The sequence below is a fragment of the Pseudoduganella albidiflava genome (genome assembly GCF_004322755.1).
In the GTDB taxonomy this organism is placed as follows: Bacteria; Pseudomonadota; Gammaproteobacteria; order Burkholderiales; family Burkholderiaceae_D; genus Rugamonas; species Rugamonas albidiflava.
In genome coordinates, this window is sequence record NZ_CP036401.1 from 2,832,473 (window position 1) to 2,850,765 (window position 18,293).

Below are 18,293 nucleotides of genomic sequence, written 5' to 3' on the forward strand. Positions count from 1 at the left end.
GCTTGCCCGGCCGGCGTTTCCAGCTTTTTTATTCTTCGACACCATGCAGAAGAAAAACGGCTACGTCGTCGACAGCGTCTATCCTTCCTACTTCTATCCGGACACGCAGCCCCTGTGGCTGTCGACCATTGCCCGCCTGCGTGGGATTCGCGGCCCCGACCTGGAACGACCCTGGCGTTACTGCGAACTGGGCTGCGGCACGGGCTTCAATGCCATCGTCGCCGCCGCGCTCAATCCGCACGCGGAAGTCGTCGGGATCGATTTCAACCCGCATCACATCGACATCGCACGGGCGATGGCGCGCGACATGGGCGTGGCGAACGTTGCCTTCCAGTGCCGCGATTTCCAGCAGTTCGCGCATGAAAACAAGGCCGGATTCGACATCATCGACTGCCATGGCGTGTGGTCCTGGGTATCGCCCGGCGTGCAACGGAGCATCCTCGAGATCGTGGCCAGGCACCTGCGGCCAAAGGGGCTGTTCTGCCTGCACTACATGTGCCACCCGGGTTCGACGCCGATGATCCCGGTCCACCACCTGCTGCGCGGGCTGGCCCGCCCCGGGCCCGGCGGGTCGAGGGCGGCGGTCGCCGAGGGCCTGCGCGCGATCGACCAGCTGCTGTCGGCCGGCCTGTTCGACGACCAGCCGCGCCTGCGGGACCGGCTGTCCACGCTGAAAAACGCCGATGCCGATCACCTGGCGCACGACCTGCTCGGCGATTTCTGGAGCGTCCACAACGCCGGCGACATCCACTGGCTGGCGGCGCAGGCGGGCGTGTCGTTCATCGGCTCGTCGGAAGTGTTCTACAACACCGATTCCGCCATCTGCATTCCGGACGACATGCGGCCCCTGTTGCGGCAGGACGCGCCGCCGGCATTGGTGGAGACGCTGAAGGACATGGCGAGCGGCCGGCCGCACCGTTCCGACGTATTCCAGAAGAACGCCTCGGCACCCACTGCCGGTGAACGCCTGGCGGCGCTGGAGTCGATGGACTTCATCGCCAGGGGGGATGCGCCGGACGGCGACCTGTCGACGATCGGAACGCCACTGGGGCCGATGGCCATTACCGACGGCACGTTCCGGGCCATGGCAGACCTGGCGCGCCGCGGCGGCACGCTGTCGTTCGGCGAGCTGGCCGCCGCCGCTGGACCAGCCGGCGCGATCGACAAGACCGTCCAGGCCATCGCGATGTTGCTGCACGCCGGCATTCTCGTCCCGGCGCAGAAGGATCACCTGAAAGCCGGGCCTGCGGCGATTGCAAACATCAATGCGCTGCTGGCAGCGCGGAACGTGGCGCTGCGGCTCGACAGGGATGGCGCGAACGCCTGCTTCCTGCCCCGAACGGAAGTCTCAGGAGTGCCGGCACGCCCCGTCAAAAATACTTGACCCACGCCTTGCCGCTGCTGCGCTTGTACTGGCCGAACCAGCGTGTCGGCCAGTACAGCGCCACCGCCAGCAACGCGCTTGCCAGCCACACCTGCCAGACGTGATCGAGGTCGGCGCGCGGCACGTCCAGCACGAAGGCGGCGATCCGCTGCAGCACCAGCAGCGCGTACAGGTGCAGCAGGTAGTAGAACATCGGGGCGCCGCCGAACACGGCGGCGATGCCGCTCCACCGCATCGGCCGCTCGACGAGCGCCAGCACGATGACTCCCACGCCCAGCGTGAGGAGGATGAAATCCAGCGACGGCGGATACTTCGTGAAATTGACGAATGACATCGCGGTCCGCAGCGGGTCGGCGTGCGCGGTCCATGGCACCGGTTCGCCATACCCGTTCAGGCCGCGCAGCACGGCCAGCAGCACGAGGCAGGCGGCGCCGATGCCGAGCAGCCGGCGGCGCCGCAGCGCGGGCGACATGGCGCGCGCGTACAGGGGGCCGGCCGCATAGCCGAGCAGGATCACGCCGACCCAGGCCAGCAGCGGATAGCTGATCTTTACCCGCAGCGGGCCGTCGAGCAGGAAGCCGCGCTGTTCGAGGATGGTCCATGCCGCCGCGGCCAGCGTCGCCGGCTCAGGCGCGAACGACAGCGCATCGTGGCCGGCCACGATGGCCGCGCCCAGCACGCCGAGCAGGGCCAGCGGCAGCTTGTGCAGCAGCGCGAGCGCCAGCATCGCCAGCCCGATCGCCCAGATCACCTGCAGGTACAGCGTCGACGGCGCGAGCGAGCCGGTCCAGGCGAAGTTGACGACGGTGAGTTCCAGACCGACCAGGAGCAATCCGCGTTTGGCGAGGAAGCGGGTGGCATCGCGCGGGCCGGACGGCGGGTTGGCATACAGCCAGGCCGCCAGGCCGGTGAGGAAGACGAACATCGGCGCGCAGAAATGCGCGGCGATGCGCGAGAAGAACAGCGCCGGGTCCGTCGCCGCGACGTCCATCGGGTCGCCCACCTGGTGCTGCAGGAGGAAGGTCTCGCGTACGTGGTCGACCGTCATCAGCAGCATGACGATGCCGCGCGCGATGTCGATCGAGGCGATGCGGTGCGAATGATTCAAGCGTCTATCCTCAGAATACGTATGTGGCGGTCAGGGAGGCGGTGCGGGTGCTGCCAGGGGCGACCCACAGCCGGCTGTAGGAGCTGGCGTAATAGCGACGGTCGAACAGGTTATCGACGTTGACGGCCAGCTTCAACCGCGGCGCCGGGCGCCAGGTCGCCAGCAACCGCGCGGTGGTGTACCCGGGCAGCACGAAGCCGGAGGAAGTCGCCACGTCGCCACGGCGCTCGCCCACATACGACAGTCCGCCGCCGATGCTGGCCACCGCGTTGCCCACCACCAGCAGCACATTGCCGCTGTGCCGCGCCACGTTGGGCAGGCGGCTGCCGGTGGGGATGGCCGCGTCGCCGCGGGTGACCTGCGCATCGGTGTACGCATAGGCACCGGACAGGCGCACGCCGCGCGCCAGTTCGCCGGACACGTCGAGCTCGACACCCTGGCTGGCCACCTCGCCGGCGGCGATCGCGAAATCGGTGTTGGCGGGGTTCGTCGTCAGCACGTTTTCCTTGTCGATGCGGTACAGCGCCAGCGTGCCGGTGAGGCCGCCGCGGGTTTCCGCCTTCGCGCCCAGTTCATACGCGATGCTGCGCTCGGCGGGGAACGCCTGGTTGTCGACGCTGATGCCGCTGTTGGGGCGGAAGCCGCGCGCCGCGCTGGCGTACAGGGACAACGCGCCGGTCGGCTGCCAGACGATGCCGGCGCGCGGGCTGGTGGCCGACAGCGCCTGCGCGTTGACGGCCGCCGTGCGGTGGTTGATCACGGTTTGCCGGTAGCGGTCGTGCCGCACGCCGAGCAGCATCTTCCATTGCTCGCCCAGGGTCAGCTGGTCCTGCGCGTAGACGGCATGGGCGCGCTGGTGTTCCAGCGTATCGACCGACACGGCCAGCGGAGCGGCCGTGCCGCCATGGACGGGCGCATACAGGTCGATCGCGTACGGGTTCGCGGTCGAAGGATTGCGGCGCAGCTGGAGGCGGGTGTCGTCGAACTTGTACGCGTCCACGCCGACCAGCAGCGCATGCCGCATGCCGAAGACGCTGGCGCTGCCCAGCAGCTCGGCGCGCACCGAGCGGTCGGTGGCGGACCAGTCGCGGAAGCGCCGCTGGCGCCGCAGGGTATGGCCGTCCGGCAGCACGTCGTTGGCTTCCGTCGAATAGCCGGCCAGCGAGCTGTCGCGGTAGGCGGCGCCGCCCTGCAGCGACCAGCCATTGCCCAGGCCATGCTGGACGAACACCTGGTGGCCCAGCGACTTCACGGTGATCGGACCATCGGCCGGTTCGCCGAGGAAGCTCTCCACCGGTACCTCGGGGCGGCCATCCGGCACCGGGATGCCGCGGTCGAACGGCGAGCGCTGGCGCGATGCTTCCACTTCGTAGGATACGGTGGTGTCCGGCCCGGCCAGCCACAGCAGCGATGGCGCAAGGTAGTCGCGGTCCGTGTGCAGGCCGCGGAAATTGCCGCCGCCCTGGTGCGCGGCATTCAGGCGGTAGGCCACCGTCTGCGACAACGGCCCGGTAAGGTCGGCGGCCACGCGACGTGTCGCATGGCTGGCCACCCCGGCTTCCAGCGAATAGCGTGGCGAGAAGCGGGGCTTCTTCGTGAGGATGTTGACGGTGCCGCCCGGCTCGCCGCGGCCATACAGCGCCGACGCCGGACCTTTCAGGACCTCGACCGCCTGGGTGCCGGCGATGTCGCGCAGCCCGTTGTAGCCGCGGCTGGCGGAAAAGCCGTTGACCATGTAGTCGGAACCGAAATTGGGGTCCCCGGTGAAGCCGCGCATCGCGTAGCTGTCCCACAGGCCACCGAGGTCGCTCTGGCGGGCGATGCCGCTGGCCAGGTCCAGCGCGCCGGCCAGCGAGGTCACGCCGGCGTCCTGCAGCAGCTCGCCCGTCAGGGTGCGCACGCTTTGCGGCAAGTCCTTCGGCAGGGCATCCGTCTTGGTGGCGCCGGCCACGGCCAGCGTGCGGTAGCCGCCGCGCTGGCCCTCGATGACGACGGTACCGGCATCGGCGGCAAGGGAAGAAGAATGCGGCAGCGCGGTCGCGGCCAGGGCGGCGGCCAGCGCCAGCCGCCGTTTCGTGGAATCTGTGTGGTGGTTCATGGTGTTCCTGTCACCCGGGATGACGGCGCGCGCGGGCGCGCACGGCCAGCCGGGCGTGTCGACGGTGGGAGCCGCGCGGCGCAAGTGAGCGCGCGGCCGGTATCAGCGGGAGGACAGGAACGGCGGCGGTGCCTGGGCTGGCGGCAGCAGGTGGTCGGCTGCCGGCGCGGCCGATGCAACGCGTGCGAGCGGCGGCAGCATCCCCAGCAGCGTCCATCCGGGCGACGCCGCTTCGGGCGGTGCGCCGGGCGGCGCCGTATCCGGATGGGCATGCAGCGCGCAAGCCACGCAATGCTGCGACTTGGCGGCCAGTTCGTGGTCGTGGTGCGCGGCCGCGGCGAACAGCTGCACCAGCAGGATGATGCCGGCCAGCGCGGCAATGAACGGGACCGCCCACGCCGCGAGCCGGCCGCGCGTGGCGCGGCGGTATCGGAAGCGGGGGCGGTCGGTCATCGAAATGAGAATGAATTATCAGGAGCACGGGATTGTACCCCATGGCGCTCCCGCCACCAAGCGGCCACCAGGCCGCACCCGGGCCGCGGCGGTGGGACCCGCGTCTCAGTGCGCGAGATCGACGATGCCGCGCCGCACGGCCTCGCGCAGTACCTCGGTGCGGCAGGAGGCGCCCATCTTGGCCATGATGTTCTTCACGTGGTACTTGACGGTGCCGGGCGCGATGCCGGCCGCCCGGGCGATCAGCTTGTTCGACAGGCCCTGCGCCAGGAAACGCAGCACGTCGAGCTCGCGGCCCGTCAGAGCATCGTTGTCCAGGCGCGCGGCGAGGCGGGTGGCCACGTCCGGCGGCACGTAGCGGCGCCCGGCCACCACCGCCTGCAGGCATTCGGCCAGCTGGCTTTCCGGCGCATCCTTCAGCAGGTAGGCGCGGGCGCCGGCGTGCAGGGCGCGGTAGACGTGCTCCTCGCCGTCGGAGCCGGACACCATCACCACCCGCGCCTCCGGGTGGAATTCGCGGATCGCGTGCAGCGCCTCCAGGCCGCCGACGCGCGGCATCATCAGGTCCATCAGCACCACGTCGGGGCGCATGCGGCGGTACAGGTCGATGGCTTCGGCGCCATCGGCCGCTTCGGCGGTGACGGCGTAGCCGGGCTGGCGGGATACCACGCCGGCCATGCCGAGGCGTACCAGGGGGTGGTCGTCGACCAGCATCACGGATATGGACATGTCATTCTCCTGCGTCGAGTGGAAGGGAAAGGTGGACGGTCGTGCCGCGCCCGGGCGCGCTGTCGACCTGCAGGGCGGCGCCGGCCAGCGCCGCCCGTTCATGCATGCCGCCGATGCCGAAGCCGGCGCGGGGCAAATGGGGATCGAAGCCTTTGCCATCGTCGCGCACCTGCACCTGCACGCGGCCGGCCCGGACACGCAGGCGGCAGGAAACCGTGCGGGCGCGCGCGTGCTTGACGGCGTTGCCGACCGCTTCGCGAACGATCATCGCCACCTGTTCGCAGGCCGCGGGCGGCAGCACGGCATCGTCGTCGAGCTGCAGGCGCAGGCGGGTGCCGCGGTTACCGTTTGCCAGCGGCTGGGTGTCCAGCGCCGCGCGGATGGTGGCGCCCAGGCTGGCGGAACGCTGCCGCTGCGGCGCCGTGGCGCGCAGCCGCCGCACGAAATCGCGGGCGCTGGCCAGGCCCTGCTCGGCGGCCAGCATCGCCGTGGCCAGGCAGGCCGCCACTTGCGCCGGATCGCCGCTGCCGCTGGCGGCGCGCAGTTGCAGCAGCACGGCGGTGAGGTCCTGGAGCACGATGTCGTGCACGTCGCGGGCGCAGCGCAGGCGCTCTTCCGCGCGCAGCGCCTCGTGCCGTTCATGCAGCGCCTCGTGCCGTTCATGCAGCGCCTCGTGCCTGTCGTGCAATGCCTCGTGCTGGTCGGCCGGCGTTTCGTGGCGGTGCGGCACCGGCGTCGCGGCGCGGGGGATCGTCAGCTGTCTCATGGCGAACTCGTTGGCTGGGAGTTGATCGGTGATGCCGGCGGCCTCGTTGCCCGTGCCGCCGTTCATCGTGGATACAGCATAGGGCGGCGCGCCGGCGGCGGAAATCATACGTGGGTATGATCGGGGCCGGTCGCCAGCGCGCGCTCGATGCAGCCGATCAGCGCATCGGCGCGGAACGGCTTGCCGAGCACGCAGGCGGCACCGGCCTGGGTGGCGCGGCCCTTCACGGCATCCTGCAGGAACGCGGTGATGACGATGAACGGCACCTGGTCGGCGCGGCCGCGCAGCAGCTCGAGCAACTCGATGCCGCTGATGCCGGGCATCTGCAGGTCGGAGATCACCAGGTCCGCCGCGCAGCCGGCCGCGAGGAATTCCTCGGCCGACGCGAACAGCCGGGCGCGCAGGCCCAGCGAGCGTACCAGGCTGCTGACAGCCGTACGCACCGACGCATCGTCGTCGACGATGCAGACTTCCTGATCTGAAAGGGACACTTCGGCTCCTGGTGGTGCAATCGGCAGAAGCTTAGCGGGCGCGGCGGGGGAGGGGAATCATACGTGGGTATAGCGCCTCGGCGAACCATGAGGCAAAAGCGGTGACAGGCTCCGATTATGTTTCCGAAACCGGTGACAGGCTCCGATTATTTCGAAAGTGGTTCCGAAACGCGATAGCGGCGTGTCCAAGGCGCTCGAAAGAGTAAAACGTTCCGCGGAGGGAAGACGTTCGCGAAAGTGAAAACGTAAACAGGTACGGGTTTCCGAAAGAAGAGAAGGTTTCAAACATAATCGGAGCCTGTCACCGGTTTTTTTCACCGGTTTCATAATCGGAGCCTGTGACCGGTTTCCGGATGTCGCGGATGTGCAGGGGCGTCAGCGTAGGTCCAGGGCCTCGGCCATGCGCACGAGGTCGGCGAACGTCTTCGCCTGCATCTTCTTCATGGCCTGGCCGCGGTGGATCTTGACGGTGATTTCGCTGGTGCCCACCTCGGCGGCGATCTGCTTGTTCATCAGCCCGCGCGCGGCGAGCGCCATGATCTCCCGTTCGCGCGGTGTCAGCGTCTGGTAGCGCTGGCGCAGCCCGGCAAGGGTGGCGTGTTCGGTGCGGTCGGCGGCGTCGCGGGCCAGGGCCTGGTTGACGGCGTCGAGCAATTCCTCCACGCGCACCGGCTTGGCGAGGAAGTCGACGGCGCCGGCCTTCATCGCGCGCACCGACATCGGGATATCGCCGAACCCGGTCATGAAGACGACCGGCAGCGCGCAGCCCTGCGACTTCAGCTCGGCGTGCAGGTCCATGCCGCTGTGCCCGCCCAGGCGTACGTCTAGCAGCAGGCAGCTGTTGCGGTCGTCGCGGCAGTGTTCCATGAAGTCCGCGACGGAACCGAACGTGGCCACGTCCATGTCCGCCGAGCGCAACAGGCTCGACAGGGCCTCGCGCAGCGCCGCGTCGTCGTCGACGATGTAGACGAGCGGCTTCATGCGGCGGCCTGCCGGGAGCACGGCAGCGTGACTTCCAGCGTCGCGCCGGGGCCGCCGGGCACGGCCGCGATGCGCCCGCCATGCGCCTCGACGATGGAGCGGCAGATCGGCAGGCCCATGCCCATGCCGTCCGGCTTGGTGCTGTAGAACGGCTCGAACAGCCGGCCGCACTGGTCGTCGGGGATGCCCGGGCCCTGGTCGGTGACGGCGATGCGCACGCCGTCGCCATGGGTGGATGGAAGCGCCGCCGCGACGAGACGCAGCGTGCCGCCGCGCGGCTCCATGGCCTGCATGCCGTTCATCAGCAGGTTGATCAGCACCTGCTGCAGCTGCACCCGGTCGCCGGCGACGGGCGGCAGGCCGTCCGCCACCTCGACGACCAGCGTGGCGCCATGGCTGGCCAGTTCGCGCTGCAGCAGCGCCGCGCAATCGTGGATGATGCCGGGCAGGTCGACCGGCGCGAACGTGGCCTCGCCTTTCTGTGCCAGCGCGCGGATGCGGCGAATGACTTCGCTGGCGCGGCAGGTGTCGGCCAGCATACGTTGCAGCGCATGTTCGACTTCCTGCGGGTCGGGTTGCTGGCGGCGCAGCCAGCGCAGTGCCGCTTCGCCATTGGCGGAGATGGCGGCCAGCGGCTGGTTCACCTCGTGGGCGATGGACGCCGCCAGTTCGCCCAGCGTCGTGACCCGCGTCACGTGCGCCAGCTGCATGCGCGACAGCCGCAGCGATTCCTCGCGTTGCAGCAGGCGGGCGGTGGCTTGCGCGCCGGCGTGGGCCAGGTAGCCGCTGATGCCGATCGCCGCGAGGCTGACGGCGCAGCGCGCCAGCGAAGAATTGACGACGCCGAACCAGCTGGTGACCAAATGCGCGGTGGCCGTCAGCACCAGGCACAGGGCCGTCACCGCCAGCACGCGCGTGGGCCAGACGTGGACGGTGGCCAGGACCACGACCACGTACATGACGGCGATCGCGCTGTCCATCGAGGTCAACGCATCGAGCGCGAAAATCGCGGCTGTCAGCAGCACGATGGCCGCCTTCAGCAGGGCGGAGCGCAGGGTACCGGGCATGGCAAGGCAATCACTGGTTGTTGGTTGCCGGCAGTATATGACGGGTGGTCGCCGGGCCGGCCATTCCTGCCGGCGGCCTCCCACCAAAGAGAGAGGCCGGCATGGCGGGATAGGGGTAGGGAAGGGATAAAGCCCGCTTCAACCCGGGACAAATCCGTGAGGACCCATCGAATTGCCCGGTTATCGCTTGGCCAGATGGGGCAGGCGAGGGGCAGGGATCAGTACACGTCGCGCCGGATCCGTCCTTCGGCCGCCAGCAGTTCCACCGTGTCGCGGCCCAGCAGGTCGGCCAGCGCGGCATCGACGCCGCCAGCCATGCCCTGCAGGCTGCCGCAGATGAACAGCACGGCGCCATCGCCGATCCAGGCGCGCAGCAGGCCGGCGCGGGCTCGGAGGCGGTCCTGCACGTAGCCTTCGCCATCGCGCGAAAACACCAGGTCGAGTTCCGGCAGGAAGCCGGTGGCGGCCCAGCCCTGCACTTCGCGCGCGCACAGGCTGTCGAAAGCACGCTGGCGTTCGCCGAACACCAGCCAGTTGCGCTGGCGGCCGGCGGCCACGCGGGCGCGCAGGTGGCCGCGCAGCCCGGCCAGCCCGGAGCCGTTGCCGATGTAAATGCAGGGCACGTCGGCGTCGACCGGGGCGAAGCCGGGATTGGCCAGCAGCCGTGCGCGCACCGCGGTACCCGGCGCCGCATGTGCCGTCAGCCAGCCCGACGCAAGCCCCAGGCCCTGTTCATGGCGCACTTGCCGTACCAGCAATTCCACCGCGCCATCGGCGGGCAGCGAGGCGATCGAATAGCGGCGCGGTGCCAGCGGCTTCAGCACCGCGGCGCACGCCCCGGCCGAAGCGAAGCGGTGGTCCGCATCGGGCAGTTCGCTGGTGGCCAGCAAGCCGGCCAGCGTGTGCTCGCCGACGACGGCCCGGCCATCCAGCCCGGACTGAGCCAGCCACGCCTGCACCACCGTGTCGGCATGGCGCGCTTCGAGCTCGAGCAGAGCGCCGGGCAGCCAGCCGGCCGTCGCGGCGTCCCCGTCCGGCTCCAGCCGCACTTCATGCAGCGGTGCGCCCAGGCTGCCGGGGTTCAGCAGGGTGCGTGACGCCAGGGTCCAGCTTTGCCATGGCGCGCCGGCGCCGGCGGCCACCTCGGCCAGCGGCGCGGCGCCCAGGCAGGCCAGCGCCGCCGACCAGCGCGCCACCGCGGCTTCGTCGCCATTGTCCACTTCGACCGGCGCGAACAGGCGCGTGGCGCCCAGCGCCGCCAGGCGGTCGTCCAGCGCGCGGCCGAAGCCGCAGAAGCGCGCGTAGGCGCTGTCGCCCAGGGCCAGCACGGCGTAGCGCAAACCCGGCAGGCGGTCGTCCCGTTCGGCCAGCAGGCGGGCGAAGCGGCGCGCGCCATCCGGCGGTTCGCCTTCGCCATAGCTGCTGGCGACGAACAGCGCTTCGCCGTAGCCGGCCAGGTCGCGCGGCGCCAGCGTGGCCACGGCCCGCACGTCGGCCGGCGTACCGGAGGAGCGCAATGCCGCCGCGGTGCGCAGCGCGAGACTTTCGGCCTGGCCCGTCTGGCTGGCGTAGGCGACCAGCACCGGCGCGACGGCCGCCATGGCCAGCGGGCCGGCCGCCCCGTCGATCGCCTGCAGGCGGGCGCGTTCGGTGCGCGCCGCGCGTGCCTGGCGGCGGCGCTTCAGGTACAGCATCCAGCCCGTCACGGCAAAACCGGGCAGGGCCAGGCTGGCCAGCATCATGGCGATCTGCCCGGGCAGGCCGAAGTAGGTGCCGATGTGGAGCGGATAGAGCGTGGTCAGGGCGCGCGCGCCGGCGGACTTCGCCGCATACGGTTCATGCTTCACCAGCGTGCCGTCCGGCGCGATCGTCATGGCGCCGCGCGCGCGGGGATGGGGCGCGTCGGCGGCCAGCCAGGCTACCTGGATCGGGTCGTTGGGCTTGTCGGTGAAGCGCAGGAAGGCCATCTGCCAGCCCGGCGCGGTGCCGACGAAGGTGTTCCAGGCCGGCGCCAGGTCGACCGGCATGGTTTTGGCGCGCTGCCCGCCCGGCATCCTGGACGACGCCTTGGCGGGCGCCTCGCGCGGCGGGCGCTTCACGCCGGCCCAGCCATCGACCGTGCTGCGCACCACGTCGAACGCCCAGTAGGCGCCGGTCAGCGTGAAGACCAGGTAGGCGACCAGCGCCCAGGTCCCGGCCACCGCGTGCAGCGCCCACAGGAACGAGCGGCCTTTCAGGCGCGTGTCGAACGTCAGCCAGGTGCGCCAGTTGCGCGCATTGCGGGGCCAGCGCAGGTACAGGCCGGACAGCGCCAGGCCGAGCAGGCACAGCGCCAGCGTGCCCGTGACCGGCTTGCCCGTCTCGCGCTCCAACAGCAGCCAGCGGTGCAGGAATTCGATCCATTCGAATGCCGCCTCGCCGGCCAGGTGCGGCTGCAACGCGCCTGTATAGGGATGCACGTACACCGATTCGCCGCGCGGCTGGCCCGGCAGCGCCGCCAGGCCGACGCGGGCCGCGGTGCCCGGTGCCGAGTACACGATCACGGAGGCGACGCGCCGCTCCGGGTGGGCGGCACGGACCGCCTCGGCCACCTGCTGGGGCGCCAGGGCCGGCGCATTCTGCGCGGGCACGTGGCGCACGCCCGGGTTGGCCAGGTCCAGCATTTCTTCCTTGAACACCAGCAGGGCGCCGCTCAGGCCGATCACGACCAGCACCGTGCCGGCCGTGATGCCGACGAACCAGTGCAGCTGGAACCAGGCCTGCTTCCAGGTCGGCAGGGTCCAGCGGCGGGAAGCGATGGGTTGGGAAGCGGCAGGGCTGGCAGGGGTGACGCCGGCGGGCAGGGAATCGCGTTTCATGATGGGCGCTTGACACGCCGCACCGGCAGGCGCGGGGCGCGGCGGTGGCGGCGGAGGTTCGGGTGACTGGCATTATAGGCGCAATCGCCAGTAATGAGAATCATTCCGGACAGGGGCCTCGACGCCGCGTTGCCGTTGCACGCGCCTGATTTCCACTGTCATGCGCTGCGCCGCACCTTCCCGGTCACGGCGCCGGCAGGGTGTAGCGCAGCGTATAGAAATGCTGCTTGCCGGCGATATCGATGGTGGCGCTGCCGGCGATGCCGGCCAGTTCGCCGGTGCCCGACCCGGGCGCGATCGCGATCGACAGATCCTGGCGCCCGCCGTGCATGGTGCCCGAGTGCTGCATCACGAAGCTGCCGCGGCGCCCGCCCAGGGTGCCCGTGAAGCGCTCCAGCGCGACATAGCCGGCCGAACCGCTGGCCGGCGCGCCGGCCGTCAGCATCTCGCCCTCGCTGGTGCCGGACAGCGCGCCCTGGAAGGTCTTCGTGAACCGCATGCGCCCCCGTGTATCGTCCGGCGCGGTGCGTGCTTCCGGCACGGGCGTGATCGTCACGTCGAAGGTTCCTTTCACCTCGGCCGGGCTGGCGGCCTGGCCGGCGGCGAGCGCGAGGGCGGCAATGGTATGCATGGGGTTCTCCCTGGTTGATAATGGCGCCACTTTAGCAAGCGCGGACGGAGGCGGATTGGAAAAAAACGACATCGGACCTGGCATGCCGGACGGTACCCCGAAGGGCATCCTCGACCCGCGGGCGATGGCGCGCCGCTTCGCCCTGCGGCGCCACCCGCCGCCGCCAGCCCTGGCGCCGTTCGTCGAGTACCTGTGGGTGGTCGAATGGGACCTGGGCGGCGCGCCGGCCCAGGTGCAGCGCGTGCTGCCGTATCCGCACGCGCACCTCGTGTTCGAGAGCGGGGCCAGCGCGCTGCACGGCATCGTGCGCGGACCGTTCGACAAGGTCCTGGCGGGCAGCGGGCGTGCCGTGGGCGTGCGTTTCCGCGCCGGCGGCCAGCGCCCGTGGTGGACCGGCGCCGCCGCGTCGCTCACCGGCCGGATCGTGCCGCTGGCGGAGCTGTCCGGCATCGATGGCGCCGCCGCCGAACGGCAGGTGCTGGGCGCGGCCGACGATGCCGGCGTGATCGGCGCGGTCCATGCCTTGCTGGCGCCGGCCGCCGCAATGGCCCGGCCGGATCCGCGCGCGGCGCTGGCGCAGCAGGCCCTCGACGCGGCCGCGGCGCAGCACGGGCCGGGGTCCGTGGCCATGCTGGCGGCCGCCGTCGGCCTGCCCGAGCGGGGGCTGCAGCGGCTGTTCCGCGACCAGGTCGGCGTGCCGCCGAAATGGGTGGTGCAGCGCTACCGGTTGCAGGAGGCCGCGGCGCTGCTGGCAGGACCCGCCTGCCCGGATCTCGCCGGCCTGGCGCAGCGACTGGGCTTCTTCGACCAGGCCCACCTGACCCGTGCGTTTACCGCGCTGGTGGGCCGCTCGCCACTGGCGTATTGGAAGGGACAGATGGCGGGCGCGTGACGGTGCGGCCGGTATTCGCCCGTTATAATCGGCCTTTTCCTTGGCCGGGCCCGACCCATGCACGATCGCCGCGGCATTACCCTCAGCCTGCGCCATCTGCTGTTACTGCTGACGGCGATCGGCTTCCTGCCGCTGGCGCTGCTCGGCACCTGGGGCCTGATGGCGGCCGCCGACGTGCAGCAGCGCGAGCAGGACCGTTCGATGCTCGAACTGGCGCGGGCGCTGTCGTCGGCCGTCGACGCCGAGCATGACGGCGCCGCCGCGGTGCTGGGCGGCATTGCCAACTCCCCGGCCGTGCGCACCGGGGACCTGCGTGCCTTCCATGAACTGGCCACGCAGCACGCCGCGGCGCAAGCCCAGTGGCTCGGCGTGATCCTGGCCGATGCGGCGGGGCGCTCGGTGTTCCGCACCATGGCGCCGTTCGGCGCGGCGCCGGCACCCGTGGCCGACCCTGCCAGCCTGGCCCGCGCGGCCGCCGGCGATGCACCCGTGGCCGGTGGCGTGATGCGCGGCGCCGGCGGCCGTGCCGCTTTCCCCGTGCGGCTGCCCATCGACCTGCCCCGCGGCCGGTTCGTGCTGTCCGCCGTCATCGCGCCTGACCGTATCGTCAACGTGATCCGGCGCCAGCGCGCGCCGGACGACTGGGTGATCGCCGTGATGGACCGCGACGGCCGCCGCGTGGCCCGTTCGCGCGAGCACGAGCGCTACCTGGGCGGCCTGGCCAGCCCCGGGCTGCAGCGCCTGATGCGTTCCGCGCGGGAGGGCACCGGCGATTCGCGCACCATCGAGGATGTGCCCGTGCGTACCGCGTTCACCACCTCGTCGCGCTGGGGCTGGACGGTGGTCGTCAGCGCGCCGACCGCGTCGCTGCGCTCGCCCGTGCTGCGTGGTGCCGTCGTGTACGCGGCGGGCCTGGCGCTGACGCTGGCCGCCTGCATCGGGCTGGCGTCGCTGCTGTCGCGCCGCATCGTGCGCCGCATCGACAGCCTGGTGCAGGGCGCCGCCGCGCTCGGTGCCGGCGCGCCGGTGGCGGTGGAGCCGTCACGGGTGCGCGAGATCGGACAGATGGGCCAGGCATTGGCCGCCGCGGCCGCCGCGCGCGACCGGCACGAACGGGAACGTTCGGACCTGCTGGCCTCCCTCGAGCGGGCCGTGGCGTCGCAGGAGGCGGCGCTGGCCGAGGCGCGCGAAGCCGGCCGCGCCAAGGATGAATTCCTGGCGGTGCTGGGGCACGAACTGCGCAATCCGCTCAGCCCGATCGTGGCATCGCTGGACTTGATGGACTTGCGCGGCGAGATGGGCGCGCAGCGCGAGCGCGCCGTGCTGCGGCGCCAGGTGGCGCACCTGAAGCGGCTGGTGGACGACTTGCTGGACGTATCGCGCATCGCGTCGGGCAAGCTGGAGCTGGACTTGCGGCCGGTCGACCTGGCCGATATCGCGCGGCAGGCCGCCGCCGCCGCCGCCGGCCTGCGCGTGACAGTGCAGGCGCCGCCGTCGCTGTGGGTGGCCGGCGACGACAGCCGGCTGGCCCAGGTTCTGGGCAACCTGCTGTCGAACGCCGGCCGTTTCGGCGGCGGGGAAGCGGCCATCACGCTGGCTCAGGCAATTGTGGGGGACCGGCCGATGGCGCGGCTGGCCGTCAGCGACCGCGGCGCCGGCATGGCGCCGGACCTGCTGGCGCGGGTGTTCGAGCCGTTCTACCAGGCGCCCCAGCAACTGGCGCGCCGCACCGGCGGCCTGGGGCTGGGCCTGGCCATCGTGCGCAAGATCGTCGAGCTGCATGGCGGCCAGGTGGCGGCGCACAGCCCCGGCCCCGGGCTGGGCAGCACGTTCGAGGTGCTGCTGCCGCTGGCGCAACCGGGCCTGGCGCCCGTCGAGGCGCCGCACGTGCCGGTACCGCAGGGGCTGCGCGTGCTGCTGGTCGACGACAACGAGGATGCCGCGCGTTCCAGTGCGCTGATGCTGCGCCATATCGGGCTCGATGTGCAGGTCGCCCATACCGCGCACGAGGCGCTGGCGGCGTATGGCGACGGGCCGGTGGATGCCGCGCTGCTCGACATCGGGTTGCCGGACATGGATGGCTATGCGCTGGCGATGGCCTTGCGCGCGGCGGCGGACGGGCGCGCCCTGCGGCTGGTGGCCCTGACCGGCTATGGCCGCAAGGGCGACGTGGCGCGTGCCGCGGCGGCGGGCTTCGACCTGCATCTGACGAAACCGGCATCGCTGGAGGACTTGCGGCGCGCGCTGGCCGCATGATGCTTGAAATAAAGACAAGATCGTGCGCGCCATGCCACCCTCGCTTGGTGTAGCATTTATGGTTTCTTCAACAGGATCGGCATCATGGCGGAACGGGGCACGACGAGGTCGCGCGCTGACGCAACGACGGCAGCGTGCGTGGAAGATGCATTGAAAATTGTCGAGGCGGACGGCATCCATCCGGCGCTGGAGTTCATGCAGCGCGCCGGCGTGCCCCGCGAGATCGCCTTGCGGGTGCTGTGCGCGCCGCAATTCCACCGGCATGGCGAACGCCGCCGCAACCCCCGCTGAGCCGGTCAGCCGGTCTTGTTTGCCTCCCGACCTTGTTTCCCCCTCGAATCTAGGCGTGATCCTACGCCGGACTGGATCGCGCTCCGACTGCGATAGCCGGACCGCCGGCCTACAATGGCCTCGGCTCGCGTGGTGCGGGTCCTCGCAACCTGTATCGAGGAGTAGCTGATGGCAACGATGAATACCGGCTCGGCCGACGTGGTCGCGCACAAGGCTATGAATGCCGTGGACTGGATCGCGATGGTGCTGCTGATCGTGGGCGGCTTGAACTGGGGGCTGGTCGGCCTGTTCCAGTTCGACCTGGTCGCCGCGATCTTCGGTGAACAGACCACCGCCTCGCGCATCGTGTATGCGCTGGTGGGCCTGTCCGCGCTGTACGGGATCTACCTGGCGGCGAAGAAGCTGCCGAATCACTGAACGTTCCCGATCGAACCGTCCAGTAGAGCGCCGGGGCCGCGGCTTGTCGCCACCCCGGCTTTTGTTTGTCCGCCGCCTTTGCTCAGCTTTTGGTCCGCCTGTGCTCCGCTGGTGCGCTGCCTGTCCTCTGCCTGTCGTCTGCCTGTCGTCTGATTGCCCCTGATTGCCCCCTGTTTGTTCGCCACTCCCGGCTTTTCCGCCTGATCTGTTCTCCCTCCCGTCCGATTTCCCCGGCTCTGCCGTAGCGGCGAATTCCAAGCAAGCATAGTTGGAATGGTTCGTTCTGTTCCGTTATCGGTCCATCTATATTGGCGGCGCGGCCATGCACCGCGCCGGGGCCGGTCTCCGCCGCCCGGTGCCGCTGCCCGCCGCATCTTGCCGCGCAATTCCCGATGGACGAAACATGAACGCCGCACCCCGACACAGCAATTCCCTGGCGCTGCGCAACGAATGGCTCAGCAGTGAATTCAGGCGCAGCTACGGCTGGCTGACGGCCACCGTACACCGGCTGGTCGGTTCCCGCAACGATGCGGAAGACCTGGCCGCCTCCACCTTCACCGAGCTGGCCGCGCTCGACGAAGTTGGCCATGTCAGGCAGCCGCGCGCGCTGCTGACGACGATCGCGCGCCGCCTCACCTATGAATTCTGGCGCCGCCGCGACCTGGAGCGGGCCTGGCTGGCCGAGCTGGCGCAGCGCCCGGAAGGCCATGGCGCATCGGCCGAGGAAGTCTGCATGACGGTCGAGGAAATCGTGCGCATCGATGCGGCGCTGGCCACGCTGTCGGCGAAGGCGCGCGAAGCGTTCATCCTCAGCCAGTTCGAGGAACTGGGCTATGCCGAGATCGCGGTGCGCCTCGGCGTTTCGACCAGCATGGTGCGCAAGTACGTGGCCCAGGCGCTGGCCGCCTGCTGGCCCGCGGCGTGAGCGCGGCATGAGTGTCGATCAACGCAGCGGGGCCGAGCGGGCAGCCATCGAGTGGGAAGTGCGGTTGCGCGAGCCGGCGACGGACGAGCGCGCGCTGCGGGCGTTCCGCAAGTGGCATGACGGCGCGCCGGAGCATGCGGCGGCATGGGCATCGCTGCAGCGGCGGCTCGGCCTGATGGGCGGGCGCAGTGGCAGCGGCGGCGGCATCGCGGTGGCGCGCGCACTGCGCCATCCCGTGGAAGAGCGCCGCCGCGCGCTGCGCGCCGCGTTCGGTACGGCGGTGCTGGCCATTTCCGGGACCGGCGGCTGGAAGCTGGCGCATGAACTGGGTTACGACGCCACGTGGCGCAGCGGCGTCGGCGAACACGGCGCGGCCACGCTGGCGGACGGCTCGGCGCTGCGCTTCGATGCCGCGTCGCGCATCGACCTCGGCACTGGGCGCGGCCCGATGCGCCTGCACCTGCGCCAGGGGCAACTGCTGGTGCGGGCGCGGCGCGCACTTACCGTGACGGTGGCCGGCGCCGACATCGATTGCGACGGCGCCGAGCTGTGCGCGGGCCGCCTGGGGCGGCGCGGCATCGTCGCCGTGCGCGGCGGCAGCGCCGTGCTGCGGGTACCCGGCGTGCGCGCCGTCGAGCTGGCGTCCGGCGACACGTTGACGTTCGATGGGGCAGGGGCACTGTCGTCGCCGCTGTCGTTCAACGCGGCCGCCGGCTGGACGCGCGGCATGCTGGTGGCCGACCGCCTGCCGCTGCCCGACCTGGCCGAAGCGTTCGGCCGCTACCACCGCGGCATCCTGCGCGTGTCCGGCGCGGCGGCCGGCCACGTCATCAGCGGCGTCTTCCGCCTGGCCGACCTGGACGGTGCGCTGCGGCAGATCGCCGGCGCGCTGCCGGTGCGCGTGAACCGTTATGGACTCCTGGCGATCATCGAATGATGCGACCAG

17 protein-coding genes are annotated in these 18,293 nt (G+C 70.9%); 7 read left to right on the plus strand and 10 right to left on the minus strand.

The features are described from left to right. Nucleotides 1-43 precede the first annotated feature (43 nt). Entirely contained in the window at nucleotides 44-1,384 is a 1,341-nt protein-coding gene (locus tag EYF70_RS11795; RefSeq protein WP_131145577.1) for a class I SAM-dependent methyltransferase, read from the plus strand. On the opposite strand, the gene EYF70_RS11800 is transcribed toward EYF70_RS11795, so the two are convergent. The 10 genes from EYF70_RS11800 to EYF70_RS11845 all read right to left on the minus strand — a co-directional run bounded on the left by EYF70_RS11800 (nucleotide 1,371) and on the right by EYF70_RS11845 (nucleotide 12,566). Next, nucleotides 1,371-2,492 (minus strand): acetyltransferase domain-containing protein, encoded by a 1,122-nt coding sequence (locus EYF70_RS11800; protein WP_260117409.1) that lies wholly within the window; start codon nucleotides 2,490-2,492, stop codon nucleotides 1,371-1,373. The two genes, EYF70_RS11795 and EYF70_RS11800, sit on opposite strands and share 14 nt — an antisense overlap. A 10-nt stretch (nucleotides 2,493-2,502) precedes the next feature. Further along, nucleotides 2,503-4,590: a TonB-dependent siderophore receptor gene (locus tag EYF70_RS11805; protein ID WP_131145578.1), complete on the minus strand. Its 2,088-nt coding sequence runs from the start codon at nucleotides 4,588-4,590 to the stop codon at nucleotides 2,503-2,505. 102 nt (nucleotides 4,591-4,692) lie between these two features. Further along, nucleotides 4,693-5,043, minus strand: a complete 351-nt coding sequence (locus tag EYF70_RS11810; RefSeq protein ID WP_131145579.1) for a hypothetical protein — start codon at nucleotides 5,041-5,043, stop codon at nucleotides 4,693-4,695. Nucleotides 5,044-5,148: 105 nt separating this feature from the next. Then, on the minus strand, nucleotides 5,149-5,772 hold the full coding sequence (locus tag EYF70_RS11815; RefSeq protein ID WP_165497635.1) for a response regulator: 624 nt from the start codon (nucleotides 5,770-5,772) through the stop codon (nucleotides 5,149-5,151). A 1-nt stretch (nucleotide 5,773) separates the two neighbouring features. Further along, nucleotides 5,774-6,646: a sensor histidine kinase gene (locus EYF70_RS11820; RefSeq protein WP_131145581.1), complete on the minus strand. Its 873-nt coding sequence runs from the start codon at nucleotides 6,644-6,646 to the stop codon at nucleotides 5,774-5,776. After that, nucleotides 6,643-7,029 (minus strand): response regulator transcription factor, encoded by a 387-nt coding sequence (locus EYF70_RS11825; protein ID WP_131145582.1) that lies wholly within the window; start codon nucleotides 7,027-7,029, stop codon nucleotides 6,643-6,645. Before EYF70_RS11825 ends, EYF70_RS11820 begins: the two co-directional genes overlap by 4 nt. A gap of 375 nt (nucleotides 7,030-7,404) precedes the next feature. Then, nucleotides 7,405-8,010, minus strand: coding sequence for a response regulator transcription factor (locus EYF70_RS11830; protein WP_131145583.1), 606 nt, complete (start codon nucleotides 8,008-8,010; stop codon nucleotides 7,405-7,407). Further along, nucleotides 8,007-9,077 carry a sensor histidine kinase gene (locus EYF70_RS11835; RefSeq protein WP_131145584.1) on the minus strand — a complete coding sequence of 357 codons (1,071 nt, stop codon included), beginning with the start codon at nucleotides 9,075-9,077 and terminating at the stop codon, nucleotides 8,007-8,009. The genes EYF70_RS11830 and EYF70_RS11835 overlap by 4 nt, the downstream gene beginning before the upstream one ends. 218 nt (nucleotides 9,078-9,295) lie before the next feature. Further along, complete coding sequence (locus tag EYF70_RS11840) at nucleotides 9,296-11,935, minus strand: sulfite reductase flavoprotein subunit alpha (RefSeq protein ID WP_131145585.1); 2,640 nt, start codon at nucleotides 11,933-11,935, stop codon at nucleotides 9,296-9,298. Between the two features lie 184 nt (nucleotides 11,936-12,119). Next, nucleotides 12,120-12,566: a DUF3224 domain-containing protein gene (locus tag EYF70_RS11845; protein WP_131145586.1), complete on the minus strand. Its 447-nt coding sequence runs from the start codon at nucleotides 12,564-12,566 to the stop codon at nucleotides 12,120-12,122. Nucleotides 12,567-12,648: 82 nt separating this feature from the next. Between EYF70_RS11845 and EYF70_RS11850 the strand changes: the two genes are divergently transcribed. The 6 genes from EYF70_RS11850 to EYF70_RS11870 all read left to right on the plus strand — a co-directional run bounded on the left by EYF70_RS11850 (nucleotide 12,649) and on the right by EYF70_RS11870 (nucleotide 18,284). Continuing rightward, nucleotides 12,649-13,458: an AraC family transcriptional regulator gene (locus EYF70_RS11850; RefSeq protein ID WP_165497636.1), complete on the plus strand. Its 810-nt coding sequence runs from the start codon at nucleotides 12,649-12,651 to the stop codon at nucleotides 13,456-13,458. A gap of 57 nt (nucleotides 13,459-13,515) precedes the next feature. Further along, nucleotides 13,516-15,714, plus strand: coding sequence for a hybrid sensor histidine kinase/response regulator (locus EYF70_RS11855; protein WP_131145588.1), 2,199 nt, complete (start codon nucleotides 13,516-13,518; stop codon nucleotides 15,712-15,714). A gap of 150 nt (nucleotides 15,715-15,864) precedes the next feature. After that, complete coding sequence (locus EYF70_RS31065) at nucleotides 15,865-16,005, plus strand: hypothetical protein (RefSeq protein ID WP_165497637.1); 141 nt, start codon at nucleotides 15,865-15,867, stop codon at nucleotides 16,003-16,005. A 168-nt stretch (nucleotides 16,006-16,173) separates the two neighbouring features. Then, a complete protein-coding gene (locus EYF70_RS11860) occupies nucleotides 16,174-16,422 on the plus strand; it encodes a DUF378 domain-containing protein (RefSeq protein WP_131145589.1) in 249 nt (82 codons plus the stop codon). Between the two features lie 403 nt (nucleotides 16,423-16,825). Beyond that, nucleotides 16,826-17,347 (plus strand): sigma-70 family RNA polymerase sigma factor, encoded by a 522-nt coding sequence (locus EYF70_RS11865; protein WP_131145590.1) that lies wholly within the window; start codon nucleotides 16,826-16,828, stop codon nucleotides 17,345-17,347. Nucleotides 17,348-17,354: 7 nt separating this feature from the next. Continuing rightward, on the plus strand, nucleotides 17,355-18,284 hold the full coding sequence (locus EYF70_RS11870) for a FecR family protein (RefSeq protein ID WP_165497638.1): 930 nt from the start codon (nucleotides 17,355-17,357) through the stop codon (nucleotides 18,282-18,284). Nucleotides 18,285-18,293: the final 9 nt, after the last annotated feature.

Excerpts from the sequence above, each read along its gene's own strand:
- EYF70_RS11795 (WP_131145577.1), top strand. The coding sequence starts at position 44 with ATGCAGAAGAAAAACGGCTACGTCGTCGACAGCGTCTATCCTTCCTAC.
- EYF70_RS11805 (WP_131145578.1), bottom strand. The coding sequence starts at position 4,590 with ATGAACCACCACACAGATTCCACGAAACGGCGGCTGGCGCTGGCCGCC.
- EYF70_RS11810 (WP_131145579.1), bottom strand. The coding sequence starts at position 5,043 with ATGACCGACCGCCCCCGCTTCCGATACCGCCGCGCCACGCGCGGCCGG.
- EYF70_RS11815 (WP_165497635.1), bottom strand. The coding sequence starts at position 5,772 with ATGTCCATATCCGTGATGCTGGTCGACGACCACCCCCTGGTACGCCTC.
- EYF70_RS11820 (WP_131145581.1), bottom strand. The coding sequence starts at position 6,646 with ATGATTTCCGCCGCCGGCGCGCCGCCCTATGCTGTATCCACGATGAAC.
- EYF70_RS11830 (WP_131145583.1), bottom strand. The coding sequence starts at position 8,010 with ATGAAGCCGCTCGTCTACATCGTCGACGACGACGCGGCGCTGCGCGAG.
- EYF70_RS11835 (WP_131145584.1), bottom strand. The coding sequence starts at position 9,077 with ATGCCCGGTACCCTGCGCTCCGCCCTGCTGAAGGCGGCCATCGTGCTG.
- EYF70_RS11840 (WP_131145585.1), bottom strand. The coding sequence starts at position 11,935 with ATGAAACGCGATTCCCTGCCCGCCGGCGTCACCCCTGCCAGCCCTGCC.
- EYF70_RS11845 (WP_131145586.1), bottom strand. The coding sequence starts at position 12,566 with ATGCATACCATTGCCGCCCTCGCGCTCGCCGCCGGCCAGGCCGCCAGC.
- EYF70_RS11850 (WP_165497636.1), top strand. The coding sequence starts at position 12,649 with ATGCCGGACGGTACCCCGAAGGGCATCCTCGACCCGCGGGCGATGGCG.
- EYF70_RS11855 (WP_131145588.1), top strand. The coding sequence starts at position 13,516 with ATGCACGATCGCCGCGGCATTACCCTCAGCCTGCGCCATCTGCTGTTA.
- EYF70_RS11860 (WP_131145589.1), top strand. The coding sequence starts at position 16,174 with ATGGCAACGATGAATACCGGCTCGGCCGACGTGGTCGCGCACAAGGCT.
- EYF70_RS11865 (WP_131145590.1), top strand. The coding sequence starts at position 16,826 with ATGAACGCCGCACCCCGACACAGCAATTCCCTGGCGCTGCGCAACGAA.
- EYF70_RS11870 (WP_165497638.1), top strand. The coding sequence starts at position 17,355 with ATGAGTGTCGATCAACGCAGCGGGGCCGAGCGGGCAGCCATCGAGTGG.